Raw genomic sequence first — 16,572 nt, forward strand, 5'->3', positions numbered from 1 at the left:
GCCCGATTTGGCAGGATTCACGCCATGACGAAGATCCTGGTGGTCGACGACGAGCCGGAAGTGCGGGCCGCCGTCGAGGACGGCCTCTCGATCGAGGGGTACGAGGTCAGGGGCGCTCCCGACGGGCTGGCTGCCCTCTCTTGCCTCGCCGCCTGGGAGCCGGACGCGCTCGTCCTGGACGTCATGATGCCGGTCATGGACGGCCTCGCGGTCTGCCGCCAACTTCGTGGCCTGGGCAACCGCACCCCGATCCTCGTCCTCACCGCCCTGGACTCGGTGAGCGACCGGGTCGACGGTCTGGACGCGGGCGCCGACGACTACCTGGTCAAGCCCTTCGCCCTCGATGAGCTGGTCGCCCGCGTGCGCGCCCTCATCCGCCGCGCCGCCCCGCTCACGGACGAGGACGACTCCCTCTCGTACGCCGACCTGGCCGTCGACCCAGTCACCCGCACCGGCCACCGCTCCGGGCGCCCCCTCGAATTCAGCCGCACCGAATTCGCCCTCCTGGAACTCCTGCTGCGCCACCCGGGCCAGGTCCTCCCCCGCGAGCTGATCCTCGAACTGGTCTGGGGACGCGACTTCGGCCCCGACTCCAACTCCCTCGCCGTGTACGTGGGTTACCTGCGCCGCAAGCTGGAAGCGGCCGGCGAGCCGCGCCTGGTGCACACCGTCCATGGCGTCGGCTACCGCCTGGATCTGGCGTGAGCGGGGGCCGCGGACGCCGCGCCCTGGGCGCCCGCTGGCGCCGTCACCGCCCACTGCGCACCCGGCTCGCGCTCGCCGCGTCGGCGGCCGTCGCGCTCGTCGCGATCGGGGTGTGCACGGCCGCGTACTTCGTCATCCGGTACGAGATGTATCACCAGCTCGACCTGAACCTGACTCAGTCGGGCACCCGCATCATCCAGGCCGACCGCCACCCGGACACGGGCGTCCTCGCGGGCGAGTGCCGCTACCTGTCGGCCCCGGCGTGCGCCCAGGCCGTCCCGGCCGACCCGGCGAAGGACCCCGAGGAGCCGTACGTCCTCCCGGTCTCACCGCCCGTCCGCGAGGTGGCGTCCGGGGACCGCGCCCCGTACTTCTCCAACTTCACCTTCGAGGGCCACCCGGCACGCATGGCGGTCACCCCGCTCGGCGGCGGACGCTCCCTCCAGCTCGCCCTGCGGGCCGACTCGGTGGAGCGCGGCATCCGCCAGGCCGCCCTGCTGCTCTCGGCGGTCGGCGGTGCGGGCGTCCTGCTCGCCGCCGCCCTCGGCTACTGGGTCTCCCGTACGGGCCTGGCCCCGGTGGCCCGCCTCACGGCCACCGCCGAACGTATCGCCGCCACCCGCGACCCCCGCCACCGCATCGAGCTCCCGCCGGGTCCCCCCGGCCGCGAGGACGAGGTCACCCGCCTCGCCGCCAGCTTCAACACCATGCTCGGTGAGCTCGAACAGTCGGTCTCCGCCCAGCGCCGCCTGGTGGCCGACGCCTCCCACGAACTCCGCACCCCGCTCACGGCCCTGCGCACGAACGCCGAACTCCTCGCCCGCGCGGACAGGTTGACCCCGGCCCAGCGGGACCGGGCGTCGGGCGCCCTCGGCCGTCAGCTCCGCGAGGTGACGGGCCTGGTCAACGATCTGATCGAACTCGCCCGCGACGAGGAACCCCAGCCCCTGTTGGAAGAGGTCCGGGTGTCGTCCGTGGTGGAACACGCGGTGCGCACGGCGGAGACCCACTGGCCGTCGACCCCGTTCCCGCTGTCCATGGCGGAGGCGGCCGCTCCGGTCACCCTCCCCGGAGTACCGGCCCGCCTCACCCGCCTCCTCACCAACCTCCTCGACAACGCGGCCAAGTTCAGCCCGCCCGGCGCCCCCGTCGAAGTCGAACTGAGGCTCTCCGGCGGCCACTTGGAGATCACCGTCCGCGACCACGGCCCCGGAATCACCGCCGAGGACCTCCCGTACGTCTTCGACCGCTTCTACCGCGCGGAGACGGCACGCGCCCTGCCGGGCTCGGGCCTGGGCCTCGCCATGGCCCGCCAGATCGCCCGCGCCCACGGAGCCGAACTGACCGCCGAACAGGCGCCGGGCGGCGGCGCGCTGTTCCGCCTGCGGTTCGGAGGGGACGGCTCCTGACGGCGGAGCCCTGGCATGTACCGCACTCGGCGCAGCGGGCCGTCCTCCGCCCCGCACCCAAGCGGCCCGCACCCCAGAAGCCGCTGACACCAGTGTCAACTCCCACACCCCACCACAGGATTCCCGATCCCGGTGTGATTCTTGCCCGCTCCGGCAGGGCTTCTCCCCGGGCCCTCCCCCACCCCATACTCCGAGTCGGCCACCGCCAGAAGGCCGGTGGTCCCCGACCCAGAGGACGTGCCTTGCCGCAGACCCCGCAGACCTCGCCCACCGCCTCCGCCGCCGGAACCTGGAAGCTCGGCGGTGACCTCCTCGTCCACCGCCTCGGCTACGGCACCATGCGTCTGCCCCAGTTCGGCCCGGCGCTCGACACCGCCTCCGCCCCGCGCGACCGGGCCGAAGCCGTCGCCCTGCTGCACCGGGCCGTCGAACTCGGCGTGAACCACTTCGACACGGCCGCCTTCTACTTCTCCTCGGCGCACTCCTCCAACGACCTGCTGCGCGCCGCCTTCTTCCCGTACGCCGACGCGACGTCAGCACCCCTTTCCCGCAACCTCTGTTGACGCCGTCGAAGGGACCTCAAGAGCCCTGCCTTCGCCGTGCCGACGTACTCGGCCGAGAAGTGCTTCACGTCCCGCTCGGTGATCGAGTTCGGCTGTGGGTTCGGCTTGAGGATGGAAACGCCGTCATGCTCGTACGTTCCGCCCACCAGGCTGACCGCCGAGGTGAGTTCGTGGGTGACCCCGTCCCGCCCCATGCGCCCTACGTCCCCCGTTGGACTGCCGGGCGTCAGTATGTCCGACGCCGTCGGCCGACGTCATGGGCGGCCCTCATCGCTGCCAGGCGCAACTGCCCACCGTCGCACGCCCGTTGGAGAGCAGCTTCGCGGCCTCCCGGGCGGGCGGCATCTCGCTGCGGCCCTTGACGCAGATGACGGTGCGGCCGCCGTGGCCGGCCAGGTCCGCGAGGATCTGGTCCCAGTGGCGGTACTGGACGTCGTGGCCGGTGTCGGCGTACTTGCGCACGACGGGCTTGGCCGGGAGCTGCTCCTGCCAGGTGGCGAGGGTGCTCGGCGGCACGGTGGTGTCCTTCTCGCCCGCGTAGAGGTAGACGGGGGCCTTCAGCTTGGACAGGTCCACTCCGCCGCGCTCGCAGTAGAGCTTCTGCTCGTGGACCTGGGGGGCCGGGTCGGCCTGCTGGCCGCGCTGGTTGTAGGTGCGGGCGCCCTCTTCGAAGGCGGTGTCCTCGAAGCCGGGGATGGACTTCACCGGGCTGTCGTCGGGGAAGGCCCACCACTTGCGGGGGTCGGCGATCTGGTCCTTGAGGGCGGCGGCGAGGGCCGAGTCCGGCAGCGCGCAGTAGGAGGGCTTGGCGCCGAACGGCGGAAGGGCGGCGGCCAGATGGAGCTGGTCGATGCGGCCGGGGGCGCGGGAGGCGAGTTCGGCGGCGTACGGGCCGCCGCCCGAGATCGCGATGACGCGGACCTTCTTGACGCCGATCCTGTCGAGGACTTCGAGGGTGTCGGCGACGAAGTCGGCCTTGCCCAGCTTCTTGTCGAAGGCGGTGTCGCCGAAGCCGTTGCGCTCGACGGAGATCAGGCGGAGGTTCAGGTTCTCGCGGGTGGAGCGGAAGAAGTCGGTCATGTGCGCGGCGCGGGCGCTGGTACCCGTACCGCCGATGAACAGGACCGGGGTGCCGTCGCGGGGGCCGTCGTCGAGGTAGTGCGCGGTGCGGCCGGACGAGAGGGCCGCGGAGCGCACCTCGGGGCCCAGGGAGTCGAAGGAGTCCTGGATGCGGGGGGTCTTGCGGGACGCCGAGGACGGGGCGGACTGGGGGGACTTGGACTGGGGAGACTTCGCGTCGTCGTCGGACTGGCTCGCGCCGGCGGGGACGGAAACACCGAGGACCAGGGCACCGAGAACGGCGGCGAGGGTCAGGCTTCCGAGGGCTTTGCTTCTGGTGGTGGCAGGGCTACGCACGGCTGGTTGATCCTCCGACTGGCAGGGGCGGCGGGTCTTGCTGTCGCGCCGCCCCTACCCAGAGGCCCATGACTGACACCTGTAACCGGAGACTGACCACCTGTGACCGACTACTGGCCCCGCGCCGCGCCGACGGCCTCGACGTTACGGATCATCCGGCGCATCACCTTCAGCGCGGCGACGTACTCCTCGTCGCTCACCCCGTCGTGCACCCGCACCCGCAGCCCGGTCACCAGCTCCTTCACCCGCGCCCTGCCCTCCCTTCCCGCCTCGGTGAGCGAGAGCCGGGAGTCGTCGAGGGCGAGCCAGCCACGGTGCAGGAGCTGGTCGATGACGCGGGAGGTGTCGTGCGGGCTGTCGGCGACGGCGGCGAGCGCGTCGACCACCTCCGCCCGGGTGGGGGCGGCGTCGACCCTGTTGAGCACCCACCACTGGGGCTGAGTGACGTCCAGGCGCGCCATCTCGTCGCGCAGCAGGTTCTTCACGGTGGTGCCGGTGAGGCCCGCCCAGTAGGCGACGGGCTGCGAGGCGAGGTCGGCGTCGGCGGCCCGGGGGTTGGCCGTGGAGGGGGTGAGTGCGGGAGTTTTCGTTGCCATGCGGGAGACGGTAGAACTTCAGCTGCGGTTGAGGTCGACTGCCTGATGGGAAAGGGCTGTTCAGCCGCGTACCGTCATCGCCTTGTCCTGGATCCAGGAGAGCTCGCCGGAGTCGTCGTCGCGCACCTGGTAGAAGGTGCGGTCGAACTCACTCTTGGCGGAACGGAGCAGGTCACCGTCCTGGTTGTGGACGTACGGGCCCCGGGTGGCAACCCCGGTGAGTTTCAGACACCGGCCCTTCTCCCAGGGACGGGGCAGCCAGGTGAAGTGGTCCACCCGGTCCCAGGTGTGGGCGAGGGCGGTGCGGTGGCGGCCTGGGCGACCGGGGACAGTTGCGGCCGCGTGCCAGCGAGCCGTGTCCCTCGTGACGCTCGCGCGGCAGTCGACCGTGGTCACGACCTTGCGCGGCAGGTCGGCGCGGTCGACCACGGCCCGGCGCGGCCCCGGGCCCGTGACCAGGAGGAATTCCTTGAAGGTCGCCCCCTTGTCCCCTGCTGCCACCCGCCTCCAGGTGGGCGCCCCGGCGGCGCCCTGCCGGAACCAGCCGACACCTGCCGTCTCCTGGCGCACCTCCGTCAGGCAGGTCCGGGGCGGGAGTTGGGGCCCTCGCGCGCGCACTCCGGCCGAGAAGCGGCCGGCTTCGGAGGTGTGGGCCCAGGTGCGGGTGGCCTCGGCGCCGGTCGTGGCCGCGCAGTCCGCGCCGGAACAGGAGATCGCCTTCAGGGGCAGCCCCTCGGCGGGCGCGGTACTGCCGAGCACTGCCGTGCCGACGGCGAGGAGCGCGGCGAGGGTGCGGGTCGTACGGATCACGGGCGGTCACTCCTGACGAACGAACCGGTGCCCGCCGCACACGCGACGGGCACCGGTTACAACGGGAGTGATCCCTTCTGGTCACCGGCCGACGCGGGCCGGACGCGGAGGTCCACCTGAGGGCTAGAAGCCCGGCGGCTCCGTGTAGACGCCCCACTCGTCCCGCAGCACCCCGCAGATCTCGCCCAGCGACGCCTCCGCCCGGACCGCCTCAAGCATCGGCTCGATCATGTTGGAGCCGTCCCGGGCGGCGGCCAGCATCGCGTCCAGCGAGGCGCGCACCTTGGCTTCGTCGCGGCGGGACTTACGGTCCGTCAGCTCCCGCACCTGCTCGATCTCCACCTCGTGGCTGACCCGCAGGATCTCCAGGTCACCGGTGACCGAGCCGGTCGCGGTGTTCACCCCGACGACCTTCTTGTCACCCTTCTCCAGGGAACGCTGGTACTGGAAGGCGGACTCGGCGATCTCACCGGTGAACCAGCCGTCCTCGATGCCGCGCAGGATGCCGGAGGTGATCGGGCCGATCGGGTGCTGCCCGTTCGGGTGGGCGCGCAGGCCGCGTTCCTTGATCTGCTCGAAGATCTTCTCGGCGTCGGCCTCGATGCGGTCGGTGAGCTGTTCGACGTACCAGGAACCGCCCAGCGGGTCCGCGACGTTGGCCACCCCCGTCTCCTCCATCAGCACCTGCTGGGTGCGCAGCGCGATCTCGGCGGCCTGCTCGGAGGGGAGCGCGAGGGTCTCGTCGAGGGCGTTGGTGTGGAGGGAGTTGGTGCCGCCGAGGACGGCGGAGAGGGCTTCCACGGCGGTGCGGACGACGTTGTTGTACGGCTGCTGCGCGGTGAGCGAGACGCCCGCCGTCTGGGTGTGGAAGCGGAGCCACTGCGCCTTGTCGGTCTTGGCGCCGTACACCTCCTTCATCCAGCGGGCCCAGATCCTGCGCGCCGCGCGGAACTTGGCGATCTCCTCGAAGAAGTCGAGATGCGCGTCGAAGAAGAAGGAGAGCCCGGAGGCGAAGGCGTCGACCTCCAGGCCGCGGCTCAACCCCAGCTCCACGTAACCGAATCCGTCGGCGAGGGTGTACGCCAGCTCCTGCGCGGCCGTCGCTCCGGCCTCGCGGATGTGGTAGCCGGAGACCGAGAGCGGCTTGTACGCGGGGATGCCCGCCGCGCAGTGCTCCATCAGGTCGCCGATCAGGCGCAGATGCGGCTCGGGCTGGAAGAGCCACTCCTTCTGCGCGATGTACTCCTTGAAGATGTCCGTCTGGAGGGTGCCGTTGAGGACGGCGGGGTCGACGCCCTGCCGCTCGGCGGCGACGACGTACATGCAGAAGACCGGGACGGCGGGGCCACTGATCGTCATGGAGGTGGTGACGTCGCCGAGCGGGATGTCCTTGAAGAGGATCTCCATGTCGGCGGCGGAGTCGATGGCGACACCACAGTGGCCGACCTCGCCCAGTGCGCGCGGCTCGTCGGAGTCGCGGCCCATCAGGGTCGGCATGTCGAAGGCGACGGAGAGGCCGCCGCCGCCCGCCGCGAGGATCATCTTGTAGCGCTCGTTGGTCTGCTCGGCGTTGCCGAAGCCGGCGAACTGGCGGATGGTCCAGGTCCGGCCGCGGTAGCCGGTGGCGTGCAGTCCGCGGGTGAAGGGGTACTCCCCCGGCCAGCCGATGCGCTCGAAGCCCTCGTACTCGTCGCCCGGGCGCGGGCCGTAGACCGGCTCCACGTCGTCCCCGGACAGGGTGGTGAAGTCGGCGTCGCGCTTGCGGGCCTTGTCGTACCGGGCCTGCCAGCGCTGGCGGCCCTCTTCAATCGCGTCGGCGTCCATACAGTCAATTTACTAGGACGTCCTAGTAAATGTCGATGGACCACGACGCTGGATCCGCTCGGCCGAGGACCACGGCCGCCCGGCCCGCTCACCCGGGTGCGGCCCGTCGGCCCTGCCGGGGCCGTCCCGGCGGGGTGCGGCCCGCCGTCAGCCTCGGGGGACCGCGGACTCGATGTCGGCGAGGTGGGCGGCCAGGATCTGCTCGAACGCGGCACGGCGGTCCGCGCCGAGGGGCCGGATGTCGCGGGCGAAGTGGGCGAGGGCGGGGAAACGTTCGGGGTCGGCCCCCAGGACGGTGACACGGAAGAGCTCCATGCCCTGTTCGTACTCGCCGGGGGCGATGGCGCCGACCCCGGCCTCCGAGGCGATCAACGCGGCGAGCAGAACCGCTATCCGGTGATAGCGCACCGGGATCTCCTCGTCGGGCAGCCCCGAGGCCCGCAGCGCCTGGAGCGCCTCTTCGACGACCAGCCGGGAGCCGGGGCCGCCGGACGCGTAGCGCCCCCAGACGGCGGCGAGCGCGGGCTGCTGGCCGAATGCCGCGTGCACACGCAGGCTCAGTGCGGTGAGGCGCTGCTTCCAGTCACCCTCGGGTCGGTAGCCCTCCATGGCTGATTCCAGGACGCGGTCGGCGAGCGCCCGCAGCAGCTCCGTCTTGCTGCGGAAGTGCCGGTAGAGGCTGGAGGAGTCGGTGCCGAGCACCGCGGCCACCTTGCGCACGCTGAACGAGTCCGCGTCGCCCGTGCGCAGCAGTTCCGCCGCCGCGTCGAGGATCTCCTCGGTCGACCAGCGCCTTCGGCCTGTCATCGCACCCCTTCCGTGGGCCCCGCCTCCGCGGGTCCCTTCGAGGAGCACCCTAACTCATGCGCCCACCAATGCACTTGGCGTTGCACGCGCCGCGTGCATAATGGGAATCGAGCACGCCCGGCACCCCAACTCCGGTTGTCCTGGCTGCTGTTCATGCCCTGCCACCCCGCTCGGCCGAGCGCTGTCAAGCTCGCCCGGGGGATACGAGAGGACGCATGCCGTGAGTAATCCGCTGGACCCCGCGAAGCTGACCGCCGCCGTCGAGAACGTCCACCGCGCAGGGATGCCGGGCCTGTTCGCCGAAGTACGTGCCGGGGAGGAGATCTGGCGCGGTGCCGCCGGAACCGCCGACCTGGACACCGGCCGGCCGGTCACCGCCGATCTGAAGCACCGGGTCGGCAGCGTCACCAAGACCTTCACCGCCGCCGCGGTGCTCCTCCAGGTCGAGAGCGGTGAGATCGGGCTCGACGCTCCGATCGGCCGCTATCTGCCGAAGCTGGTCCCCGGGGCGAGCGGGGACGCGATCACCGTACGGATGCTGCTCAACCACACGAGTGGCCTCGCCGAGTACCTTCCGTACGCCTATCCCTCCTTCGCGGCGTTCCCCGCGCTCGCGGACACCGGGCCGCAGAGCATGGACGACCACCGGCACACCCGGTTCGACCGGGTCGAACTGATCCGGACGGGCGTGGGCGCACCGCCCTTCTGCGCCCCGGGCGGCTCCCCAGGTCTGTACTCCAACACCAACTACCTGCTCCTCGCCGAACTGCTGGCGCAGGTCACCGGCACCACGGCCGAGCAGTACATCACCAGCGCCGTCATCGCACGCGCCGGTCTGCGGGACACCGAATTCCCCACCGGGGCGCACATCGACGGACCGCACTCGCGGCTCTACGAGGCGTGGTTCGGCATGCTGGAACCGCCGCACGAGTACAGCGTCTTCGACATGTCGTACGCGGGTCCCTCGGCGTCGCTGATATCGACCGTCGCCGACCTCAGCCGCTTCTACCGCCTGCTGCTGGCCGGCGAGATCGTCGCCCCGTCGTCGCTGGCGGAGATGCGGCGTACCGTCCGGGTCGTCTCACAGGAGGGAAAGGTGATCGACTACGGCCTCGGCCTGTACCCGCTGGAGGACTCCGGCCCGGGGGGCACCTTCTGGGGCCACGGCGGCACGGTGTGGGGCGGCGGCACGCTGGCCATGATCCGCGCCGACGGCGAGCGGCAGCTGGCGGTCGCGGTGAACCTGCAGCGGTGGAACACGTTCGACTCCTCGGGCACGCTGCAACCGCATCCGCTCGACGCCGCACTGGCGGACCTGTACCGCGTGGCGATGTACGGCTGAGCCGGCCCGGGAAACGTCCTCGGTCCTGCGCGGGACTCTGCCGCTGCGCAGGACCGAGGGTTCGGACACCGATTATCAGGCCGTGCTGGTCACCGGGCCCGGCTCCCTGACCAGCGGCTCGACCTCGCGGACGACCTTGCGCTCGACGAAGAACGCGGCGGTCGGGATGGTGCCGGCGATCAGCACCCAGAGCTGCTTCTTCACCGGCCACTTCGCCTTGGAGCCCAGGTCGAAGGCGAAGACCAGGTAGAGGACGTACAGCCAGCCATGGGCGATGCCGACGAACGTGGTGAAGCCCGCCGCGCCGTCCATGCCGAGCAGCCGCTTGGCGATGAAACCACCGGTCAGCAGGATCAGCAGGACGCCGGTGACATAGGCCATCACGCGGTAGCGGGTCAGCACGCTTCGTTTCATGCAGTCGAGCCTAACCGGACGTACGGGACGATCTTGAGGCACCCCGTACGGACTCCCGGGCCCGTGGCCCACGCCTTCCCGTGGCCCACGCCTCCCCGTGGCCCACGCCTCCCCGTGGCCCACGCCTCCCCGTGGCCCACGCCTTCCCGTGGCCTACGCCTCGTCGAAGTCCTTCGCCGACACCCGCAGCGGCCGCAGCATCGCGAAGATCTCCGCGCACTCCTCGGCGTCGTACGCCCCGAGCCCGAACTCCATGGCCATCAGGTCACGGGTGGCGTTCTCGACGACCTCGCGCCCCTTGTCGGTGATGGAGGCGAGCGTTCCGCGCCCGTCGTTGGGGTTCGGCCGCTTGCTGACCAGGCCGGACTTCACCAGCCGGTCGACGGTGTTGGTCACCGACGTCGGGTGCACCATCAGCCGCTCGCCGATCTTCGACATGGGCAGCTCACCAGCCTTGGAGAAGGTGAGCAGCACCAGTGCCTCGTAGCGCGCGAAGGTCAGCTCGTACGGCTTGACGACGGCGTCCACCTCCGCGAGGAGGATCTGCTGGGCGCGCATGATCGAGGTGATCGCTGCCATCGAGGGCACGGGGCCCCAGCGCTGCTGCCAGAGTTCGTCGGCGCGGGAGATGGGATCGAAGGGGAGGCTGAGCGGCTTCGGCACAGGGGCGACCCTACCGGTCGGTCATATGCCGGTCCGCAGTGTCTCGCTCTTCGGTACGTCGGGCCTGTCGGCGGTACGCCGGACCTCGGCGATCAGCAGCAGGGTGACGAGCGTGCCGAGGGCCCCGGCGCCGGTCACCACCAGAGGTACCGGGAGGAACTCGGCGGCCAGCCCGGCCAGCGCCATCCCCACCCCCTGGATCGTCATCAGCCCGGCCGTCAGCAGCGTCATGCCGCGGCCGCGCAGCTCCTCGGGCAGCGCCTCGACGAACCACTGGTCGAGCCCGATGACGTACGCCCCGCCCACCCCGGCGAGAGTGAGCGCGAGCACCGCCCAGGGCAGGCCGGGCGTGACGGCGTATCCCAGCAGGGGCAGCAGGCAGAGGGCCGCGACCGGCAGGACGAGCCGGGAGCGGGTGCGCGGGGAGAGTGCGGCCCCGGCGTACAGCTCGGCCACGATGTGCCCGACCGGCATGGCGCACATCAGCAGCCCGAGGGCGCCGGGCCCTGCCCCGATGACGTCGGCGTACGGCGCCGCCAGCGCCACCGGTACGACGACGAAGCCGGCCGGTACCCAGAAGAGCAGCATCAGCGCGCGCAGCCGGCGACTACCGAGAACGAGCCGCGCGCCAACGAGCGAGTCCCGGAGCAGACCACCCCCGCTCTCCCCCTCCCCGCGGCTGCGAGCGGGCCGCTTCTTCGTGCCGAACCGCAGCAGGAGCGCCGAGCAGAGAAAGGTGCCCACGGTGATGGTGATCGCCCCGCGCGGGGAGAGCACTGCCAGCAGCAGCCCCCCGGCACCGAAGCCGATCAGCACGGACCCCTGCGACACGATCCGCAGGAGCGACCGACCGAGAACGTATCGCTCCCCGTCCCCCAGGATGTCGGCCAGCGTGGCCATCCGCGTCCCGGAGAACACCGGCGAGACCGCCGCCACCAGACACCGCAGCACCAACAGCCCACCCACCGGAGTCCCCGGAAACACCATCACGCCCACGCACCCCGCACAGACCAGATCACAGACCACCAGCACCCGCCGGGCCGGATAGCGATCAGCGATCCCCGAAAGCAGCGTCCCACCCAGCACATACGGCAAGAACCCCAGCGCGAAGGTGAGCGCGGACAGAAGTGGAGACCCGGTGAGCTCGTACACGAGGACGGTAAGCGCAATCTCACTGACCACCACCCCAAGCAGCGAGAGCAGGTGAGCAAGGAATAGCGAGCGGAACTCGAAGTGCGAGAAGAGGGACAGGTAGCGGACGGGTCGGGGGGCTGGGGTGGTGGGGGCCGGGACGGAGGAAGCCGGGACGCAGGAGGCCGGAGCGGAGAGGGATTCCGGGGTGTGGACGGTCGCGGATTCCGGGGTGGCCGTAAGTGGCTCCGGGGGTACGGGAGTTGTCGGTTCTGCCATGCCTGGAGCGTGGCATCGGGGCCGGCCGGGCAGTACTCTTTCGGCTCCAGCCGAATCCTGAGTCACGCGCCGACTGCCCTCACGGCTCCACAAACCGCAACCCCACCAGGGGCGCGAGGAACTGCGCGAGCAACCACAAGCACCCCCCGCAGATCCCCACCGGCCCCGCGGCCAGCGGTTCAGGGAAGGGGCGGGGAGGGGCGAACCCCGGGCCGCCGGCCCCGAACCCACACCCCCGGACCCCCCATGGCCTACCACCTGGACTTCCGCACCTCCGACCTGACCCGCTGCCGCTTCGCCCTCTCCCCCCTCTGGGAGACCCAGGAAGCCGTCCGCATGCTCAGCCGCCCCGACCGGCACGGCCAACACCTCCCCTGGCTCCGTCGCACCCACGCCGCCGCCCAGGCACTCGACCTCCGCCCTCTTTGGCTCCTCATGCCCCAGCGCGGCTTCGCCCCCAACTTCATCGGCCCCCCTCCCCTCGGCCCCGCCACCCCCTTCGAGGAGGAAATCGCCGCCGTCCGCCGCACCGACCCCGCCCTCGCCCACGCCGAGATCTCCCGGGCCCTCGCCAGCACCCCCGGCGCCGCGAACACCCCCACCGGCCGCGCGATGCTCGCCCAACCCGCCGCCGCAGTAGCGCAGTTGGCCGACCTCCTGGAGCAGGTCTGGCACCGCCTCATCGAGCCCGACTGGCCCCGCATCCGCACCCTCTTCGAGGCCGACATCCTCTTCCACACCCGCCGCCTCGCCCGAGGCGGACTCGAATCCCTCTTCTCCGAACTGCACCCCCTGCTGACCTGGAACCCGCCCACCCTCACCCTCACCACCCGCACCGGCTGGGAGGAGTGCCAGCCCCTCGACGGCCTGGGGCTGGTCCTGATGCCCAGCGTGTTCAGCTGGCCCAACCTGGTGACCGGGTTCGAACCGCCGTGGCAGCCCACGCTCGTCTACCCCGCGCGCGGCATCGGCGGCCTGTGGAGCGAGCGGACGGCGGACACCACCCCCGAAGCCCTCGCCCGGCTCCTCGGCCCCGCCCGCGCCCGGGTCCTCTGCTCCCTGGACGAACCCGCCTCCACCTCCGCCCTCGCCCTGCGCCTCGCCCTCGCCCCCTCCTCCGTCTCGGCCCACCTCGCCACCCTGCGCGACGCCGGCCTGCTGGTGTCCCACCGCCACGGGCACCAGGTGCTGTACGAACGCACCCCGCTGGGCATCGCCCTCGCCACCGGGCCGTAGGCGTCAGAGACGTCACAGGTCTCTCAGCCTCGGATGTCACAGGTGTCTCAGATGCCACAGGCGTCAACGCCACGACCGCCGCCCCGCCCGGGTCGCAACACCGCATCAGTTGTCCCCCATGTCACGATTGGGCGTTTCGTGCCCGCCCGTCAGCTGTCGTCCCGAGGGGGCTGGATGTCCGGCCGAAGGTTCTCCCGTACCCGAAGGTTCTCGCGTACCCGAAGGTCTTCCCGCAGACCTGCGTCGACCCTTGGCGCACTCGCCTCCGTGCTCGCCTGCGCGCTGATCGCGGCGACCGCGTGCGGTTCCCCGGATCCGACCGAGGAGGCCCCCAAGAAGTCGGCCGGGCCCCCCGCCAACACCTCCCCCTTCTGGGTCGACCCCGGATCCAGCGCCGCCCGCCAGGTCAAGGAGTGGACGGAGCAGGGGCGTACCGACGACGCCGACCAGCTCCGGAAGATCTCCGAGCGGCCGGTCGCCAACTGGCCCGCCGGGGACCGCCCCGCCCCCGACATCCGGCGGGTCACCACGGGCGCCGCCAAGGAGGGCCGGACGGTCACCCTGGTCGCGTACAACATCCCGCACCGCGACTGCGGCCAGCACAGCGCGGGCGGCGCGCACGACGCGAACGCCTATCGCACCTGGCTGGACTCCTTCGCCCAGGCCATCGGCACCGCCCCCGCGATCGTCATCCTGGAGCCGGACGCCGTGCCGCACCTCGTCGACGGCTGCACCCCCGCCGAGAACCACGACGAGCGCAACGCCCTGCTCACCGGTGCCATCGAGCGGCTGAAGCGGCAGCCCAGGACCAAGGTGTATCTGGATGCCGGGAATCCGGCCTGGATCACCGATGCGGGCAAGCTGGTCGACCCACTGAAGCGGGCCGGCATCGGCAAGGCCGACGGGTTCTCGCTGAACGTCTCGAACTTCCAGCGCGACGAGCCGGTGAAGGCTTACGGCGCCAAGCTCTCCGGCCTGCTCGGCGGCGCCCACTTCGTCATCGACTCCAGCCGGAACGGCGCGGGCCCACTGCCCGGCGCCCGCGCCGACTCCTGGTGCAACCCGCCCGGCCGCGCCCTGGGCACCCCGCCGACGGAGAAGACCGGCGACCCGCTGCTCGACGCCTATCTCTGGATCAAGCGCCCCGGCGACTCGGACGGCGAGTGCCGGGGCGGCCCCCCGGCGGGGACCTGGTGGCCGGACTACGCGCTGGGGCTGGCGCGCAAGTCCCGCTAGAACCGGCGCAGTCGGTCCAGGTCAGTCCACCTGGACCCACTTCCCGCCTCAGTCCACCTGGATCCACCCACTTCTCGCCTCAGTCCACCTGGATCCACTTCGCCTCGGACGGCACCCCGTCCTTGTCCGTGACGAAGAGCATGTACCAGCCGGCCGGAACCAGCGTCCGGTCGTCCGGCACCGTGACCGTCACCCCGTCGTTGGTCTTCTTCAGGCCCAGTTCGATCGAGCGCTGCTCGACGTCCGTGGTGTGGGTGACGGCGCTCGGCCGCATCAGCCGTGCCTTGACGATCCGGTCGGCGTCCTTGGTGCGGTACGTCGCCGAGTCGCCCTTGTCCGTGGCCTTGTCCTTGGCCTTGTCCGTGAAGGAGTCGGGCCCGTCCTCCAGGACCGGGCGCTTGCCGCCCTTGTGCAGATACGGCGGGGTGAAGATCTCCACCCGCTTCTCGAAGGTGCCGAGCTTGGTGTTGTCCTCGTCGCCGTAGAGCGGGTCGGAGCCGAAGGTGGCGACCCGGCCGTCGGGGAGCAGGAGCGCCTCGGAGTGGTAGTTGCGGCCTACCGTGGGTTCGGCGGCGTCCTTGAAGGCGTTGGCCCTGGGGTCGTAGAACTGCGCCTTGAAGATGTCGCTGGCGCTGCGTCCCCGGTAGGACTGGGAGCCGCCGCTGGTGAAGACGTTGTCGTCGGGCATCAGCACGCTGGACAGATAGCGGGTGCCCTGGGAGAGCGAGGGGCCGGTCTTGAACGCCGGGTTGTCGGCCTTGAGGTCGGCGATCGCGGTGCGCCCGGTGGCCTTCTCGGACTCGCCGACGCCACCGCCGCCGAGCACCATCACCTTCTGGTCCTGCGCGGGCGGCAGCAGCACCGAGGCGGACGTCTCCAGCTGGTCGGCGTCGGTCATGCCGCCGACCTTGGTGAAGGTGTTGGTGCCGACGTCCCACAGGCCGGGCACCCGGCCCTTCTCGGCGGGGCCGTAACCGGCGTTGGAGCCGGTGTAGAAGAGCTTGCCGCCCTTGGTGAGGAAGAGGGCGGGGTACGTCGGGAAGTACCGGAAGGGGCCCTTCCCCCACTTCTTGGTCTTGGGGTCGTAGATCTCGTTGTCGCCGGGGACCACATCGCCGACGTCGTTGAGCCCGGAGGCGGCGAGGACGCGGCCGTCCTGAAGCGTGGTCAGCGTCGGGTACCAGCGGGCGTCCTTCATCGGCGCGACCGGGACGTACTTCTCGGACTTGGGGTCGAACTCGTAGGCCGCCTTGATGCCCTGGAAGTCCTGCTTCTCAGTGGTGATCTTCTGGGCGAGGCCGTAGACATTGTCCGCGTCCTTCTCGGAGAGCCCCAGCACCTCGTACTGCGCGGCCTGGGTGGTGAGCGCGCCCGCGCCCTCCTTGGCCGCCTCCACGAAGACCCGTGCCTCGGCGGCCGTCACCTTGGTCTCCCAGGGCTTCATCTGGCCTGAGGCGAAGTAGCCGATCTTGAAGTCGCGTTCGGCCTTGGGCACGGTGACGTCGAACTTGGAGACGTACTCGACTCCCGACGGCGACCGGAAGCGGGTGCCCTTCTTGAGGGTGATCGCCTTGTCCGGCGACTCGTTCTTGACCCGCATGCCGCCGCCGGCCCGGGTGACCTTGTCGTCGAGCACCTCGTAGCGGGCGGTGCCGCCGGCCACCAGGAGCTGTCCGTCGGGCAGTTGGGCGTGCCCGGCGCAGAAGAAGTCCTCGGGGGTGGGGATCTTCTTGAAGGTGTTCTTCTTCGGGTCCCAGAGCACGGTCTCGAAGGTGCCGGAGTCGAACTTCTTCTGGTCGTTGCCGGAGCCCGCGATCAGCAGCACCTTGCCGGAGTGCAGCAGGGCGGCGTGGATGGCGTTGAGCTGGTAGTCACCGGGGACGTCCAGCGTCGACCAGGAGCCGAACTCGGCCTTGTAGCCGGGCTGGTCGATCTTGTACGCGTGGTACTTGTCCTGCGCGAAGTCCAGCGCGGCGGGCGCGTTGAGGCCGACCAGGAGGAGGACCGCACCACCGCCGAGCAGGGTGTTCTTCAGCTTCTTGGGCGGCTTGGCGGCCTTCGCCTTCGGGTCGCCGGCGGCCGGCTGTTCCGGCCGGCCGGGCTTTCCCGGCTTGGGACTGCTGGTCGGGCGGAACCCCATG

The 16,572-nt window shown here is 71.1% G+C and carries 15 protein-coding genes; 6 read left to right on the forward strand and 9 right to left on the reverse strand.

Going from position 1 to position 16,572, the window contains the following annotated elements:
- The first annotated feature begins 24 nt into the window (after positions 1 to 24).
- From ACIA73_RS04670 to ACIA73_RS04680, 3 genes are all read left to right on the forward strand, one after another.
- Entirely contained in the window at positions 25 to 705 is a 681-nt protein-coding gene (locus tag ACIA73_RS04670) for a response regulator transcription factor (RefSeq protein WP_399436824.1), read from the forward strand.
- Positions 702 to 2,114 carry an ATP-binding protein gene (locus ACIA73_RS04675; RefSeq protein WP_399436825.1) on the forward strand — a complete coding sequence of 471 codons (1,413 nt, stop codon included), beginning with the start codon at positions 702 to 704 and terminating at the stop codon, positions 2,112 to 2,114. The genes ACIA73_RS04670 and ACIA73_RS04675 overlap by 4 nt, the downstream gene beginning before the upstream one ends.
- 242 nt (positions 2,115 to 2,356) lie before the next feature.
- Positions 2,357 to 2,677, forward strand: a complete 321-nt coding sequence (locus ACIA73_RS04680) for an aldo/keto reductase (protein WP_399436826.1) — start codon at positions 2,357 to 2,359, stop codon at positions 2,675 to 2,677.
- Positions 2,678 to 2,944: 267 nt separating this feature from the next.
- Here the strand turns inward: ACIA73_RS04680 and ACIA73_RS04685 are convergent, their stop codons facing one another.
- The 5 genes from ACIA73_RS04685 to ACIA73_RS04705 form a co-directional block, all read right to left on the reverse strand.
- Complete coding sequence (locus ACIA73_RS04685) at positions 2,945 to 4,093, reverse strand: alpha/beta fold hydrolase (RefSeq protein WP_399436827.1); 1,149 nt, start codon at positions 4,091 to 4,093, stop codon at positions 2,945 to 2,947.
- Between the two features lie 110 nt (positions 4,094 to 4,203).
- The gene (locus ACIA73_RS04690; protein WP_399436829.1) at positions 4,204 to 4,689 is read right to left on the reverse strand and encodes a MarR family winged helix-turn-helix transcriptional regulator; all 486 of its coding nucleotides are present in this window, start codon (positions 4,687 to 4,689) and stop codon (positions 4,204 to 4,206) included.
- Positions 4,690 to 4,749: 60 nt separating this feature from the next.
- Positions 4,750 to 5,499, reverse strand: a complete 750-nt coding sequence (locus ACIA73_RS04695) for a hypothetical protein (RefSeq protein WP_399436830.1) — start codon at positions 5,497 to 5,499, stop codon at positions 4,750 to 4,752.
- Positions 5,500 to 5,622: 123 nt separating this feature from the next.
- A complete protein-coding gene (locus ACIA73_RS04700) occupies positions 5,623 to 7,323 on the reverse strand; it encodes a methylmalonyl-CoA mutase (RefSeq protein ID WP_399436831.1) in 1,701 nt (566 codons plus the stop codon).
- 147 nt (positions 7,324 to 7,470) lie between these two features.
- Entirely contained in the window at positions 7,471 to 8,130 is a 660-nt protein-coding gene (locus ACIA73_RS04705) for a TetR/AcrR family transcriptional regulator (RefSeq protein WP_399436833.1), read from the reverse strand.
- Positions 8,131 to 8,350: 220 nt separating this feature from the next.
- Here ACIA73_RS04705 and ACIA73_RS04710 point away from each other — a divergent pair, with 220 nt between their 5' ends.
- A complete protein-coding gene (locus ACIA73_RS04710; RefSeq protein ID WP_399436834.1) occupies positions 8,351 to 9,472 on the forward strand; it encodes a serine hydrolase domain-containing protein in 1,122 nt (373 codons plus the stop codon).
- Positions 9,473 to 9,547: 75 nt separating this feature from the next.
- Here the strand turns inward: ACIA73_RS04710 and ACIA73_RS04715 are convergent, their stop codons facing one another.
- The 3 genes from ACIA73_RS04715 to ACIA73_RS04725 form a co-directional block, all read right to left on the reverse strand.
- Positions 9,548 to 9,886: a DUF3817 domain-containing protein gene (locus ACIA73_RS04715; protein ID WP_399436835.1), complete on the reverse strand. Its 339-nt coding sequence runs from the start codon at positions 9,884 to 9,886 to the stop codon at positions 9,548 to 9,550.
- 153 nt (positions 9,887 to 10,039) lie between these two features.
- Positions 10,040 to 10,549, reverse strand: a complete 510-nt coding sequence (locus tag ACIA73_RS04720) for a MarR family winged helix-turn-helix transcriptional regulator (protein WP_399436836.1) — start codon at positions 10,547 to 10,549, stop codon at positions 10,040 to 10,042.
- Between the two features lie 21 nt (positions 10,550 to 10,570).
- A complete protein-coding gene (locus ACIA73_RS04725) occupies positions 10,571 to 11,959 on the reverse strand; it encodes an MFS transporter (protein ID WP_399436837.1) in 1,389 nt (462 codons plus the stop codon).
- 246 nt (positions 11,960 to 12,205) lie between these two features.
- Here ACIA73_RS04725 and ACIA73_RS04730 point away from each other — a divergent pair, with 246 nt between their 5' ends.
- Together ACIA73_RS04730 and ACIA73_RS04735 are read left to right on the forward strand one after the other, a co-directional pair.
- Positions 12,206 to 13,195, forward strand: a complete 990-nt coding sequence (locus ACIA73_RS04730) for a DUF5937 family protein (protein WP_399436838.1) — start codon at positions 12,206 to 12,208, stop codon at positions 13,193 to 13,195.
- Between the two features lie 174 nt (positions 13,196 to 13,369).
- On the forward strand, positions 13,370 to 14,431 hold the full coding sequence (locus ACIA73_RS04735; RefSeq protein WP_399436839.1) for a glycoside hydrolase family 6 protein: 1,062 nt from the start codon (positions 13,370 to 13,372) through the stop codon (positions 14,429 to 14,431).
- Between the two features lie 79 nt (positions 14,432 to 14,510).
- Here ACIA73_RS04735 and ACIA73_RS04740 read toward each other — a convergent pair whose 3' ends face one another.
- The gene (locus ACIA73_RS04740; protein ID WP_399436840.1) at positions 14,511 to 16,571 is read right to left on the reverse strand and encodes a galactose oxidase-like domain-containing protein; all 2,061 of its coding nucleotides are present in this window, start codon (positions 16,569 to 16,571) and stop codon (positions 14,511 to 14,513) included.
- Position 16,572 lies beyond the last annotated feature (1 nt).

The organism is Streptomyces sp. NPDC051561 (assembly GCF_044454195.1).
Taxonomy (GTDB): Bacteria; Actinomycetota; Actinomycetes; order Streptomycetales; family Streptomycetaceae; genus Streptomyces.

Excerpts from the sequence above, each read along its gene's own strand:
- ACIA73_RS04730 (WP_399436838.1), top strand. The coding sequence starts at position 12,206 with ATGGCCTACCACCTGGACTTCCGCACCTCCGACCTGACCCGCTGCCGC.
- ACIA73_RS04715 (WP_399436835.1), bottom strand. The coding sequence starts at position 9,886 with ATGAAACGAAGCGTGCTGACCCGCTACCGCGTGATGGCCTATGTCACC.
- ACIA73_RS04670 (WP_399436824.1), top strand. The coding sequence starts at position 25 with ATGACGAAGATCCTGGTGGTCGACGACGAGCCGGAAGTGCGGGCCGCC.
- ACIA73_RS04735 (WP_399436839.1), top strand. The coding sequence starts at position 13,370 with ATGTCCGGCCGAAGGTTCTCCCGTACCCGAAGGTTCTCGCGTACCCGA.
- ACIA73_RS04705 (WP_399436833.1), bottom strand. The coding sequence starts at position 8,130 with ATGACAGGCCGAAGGCGCTGGTCGACCGAGGAGATCCTCGACGCGGCG.
- ACIA73_RS04690 (WP_399436829.1), bottom strand. The coding sequence starts at position 4,689 with ATGGCAACGAAAACTCCCGCACTCACCCCCTCCACGGCCAACCCCCGG.
- ACIA73_RS04700 (WP_399436831.1), bottom strand. The coding sequence starts at position 7,323 with ATGGACGCCGACGCGATTGAAGAGGGCCGCCAGCGCTGGCAGGCCCGG.
- ACIA73_RS04740 (WP_399436840.1), bottom strand. The coding sequence starts at position 16,571 with ATGGGGTTCCGCCCGACCAGCAGTCCCAAGCCGGGAAAGCCCGGCCGG.
- ACIA73_RS04725 (WP_399436837.1), bottom strand. The coding sequence starts at position 11,959 with ATGGCAGAACCGACAACTCCCGTACCCCCGGAGCCACTTACGGCCACC.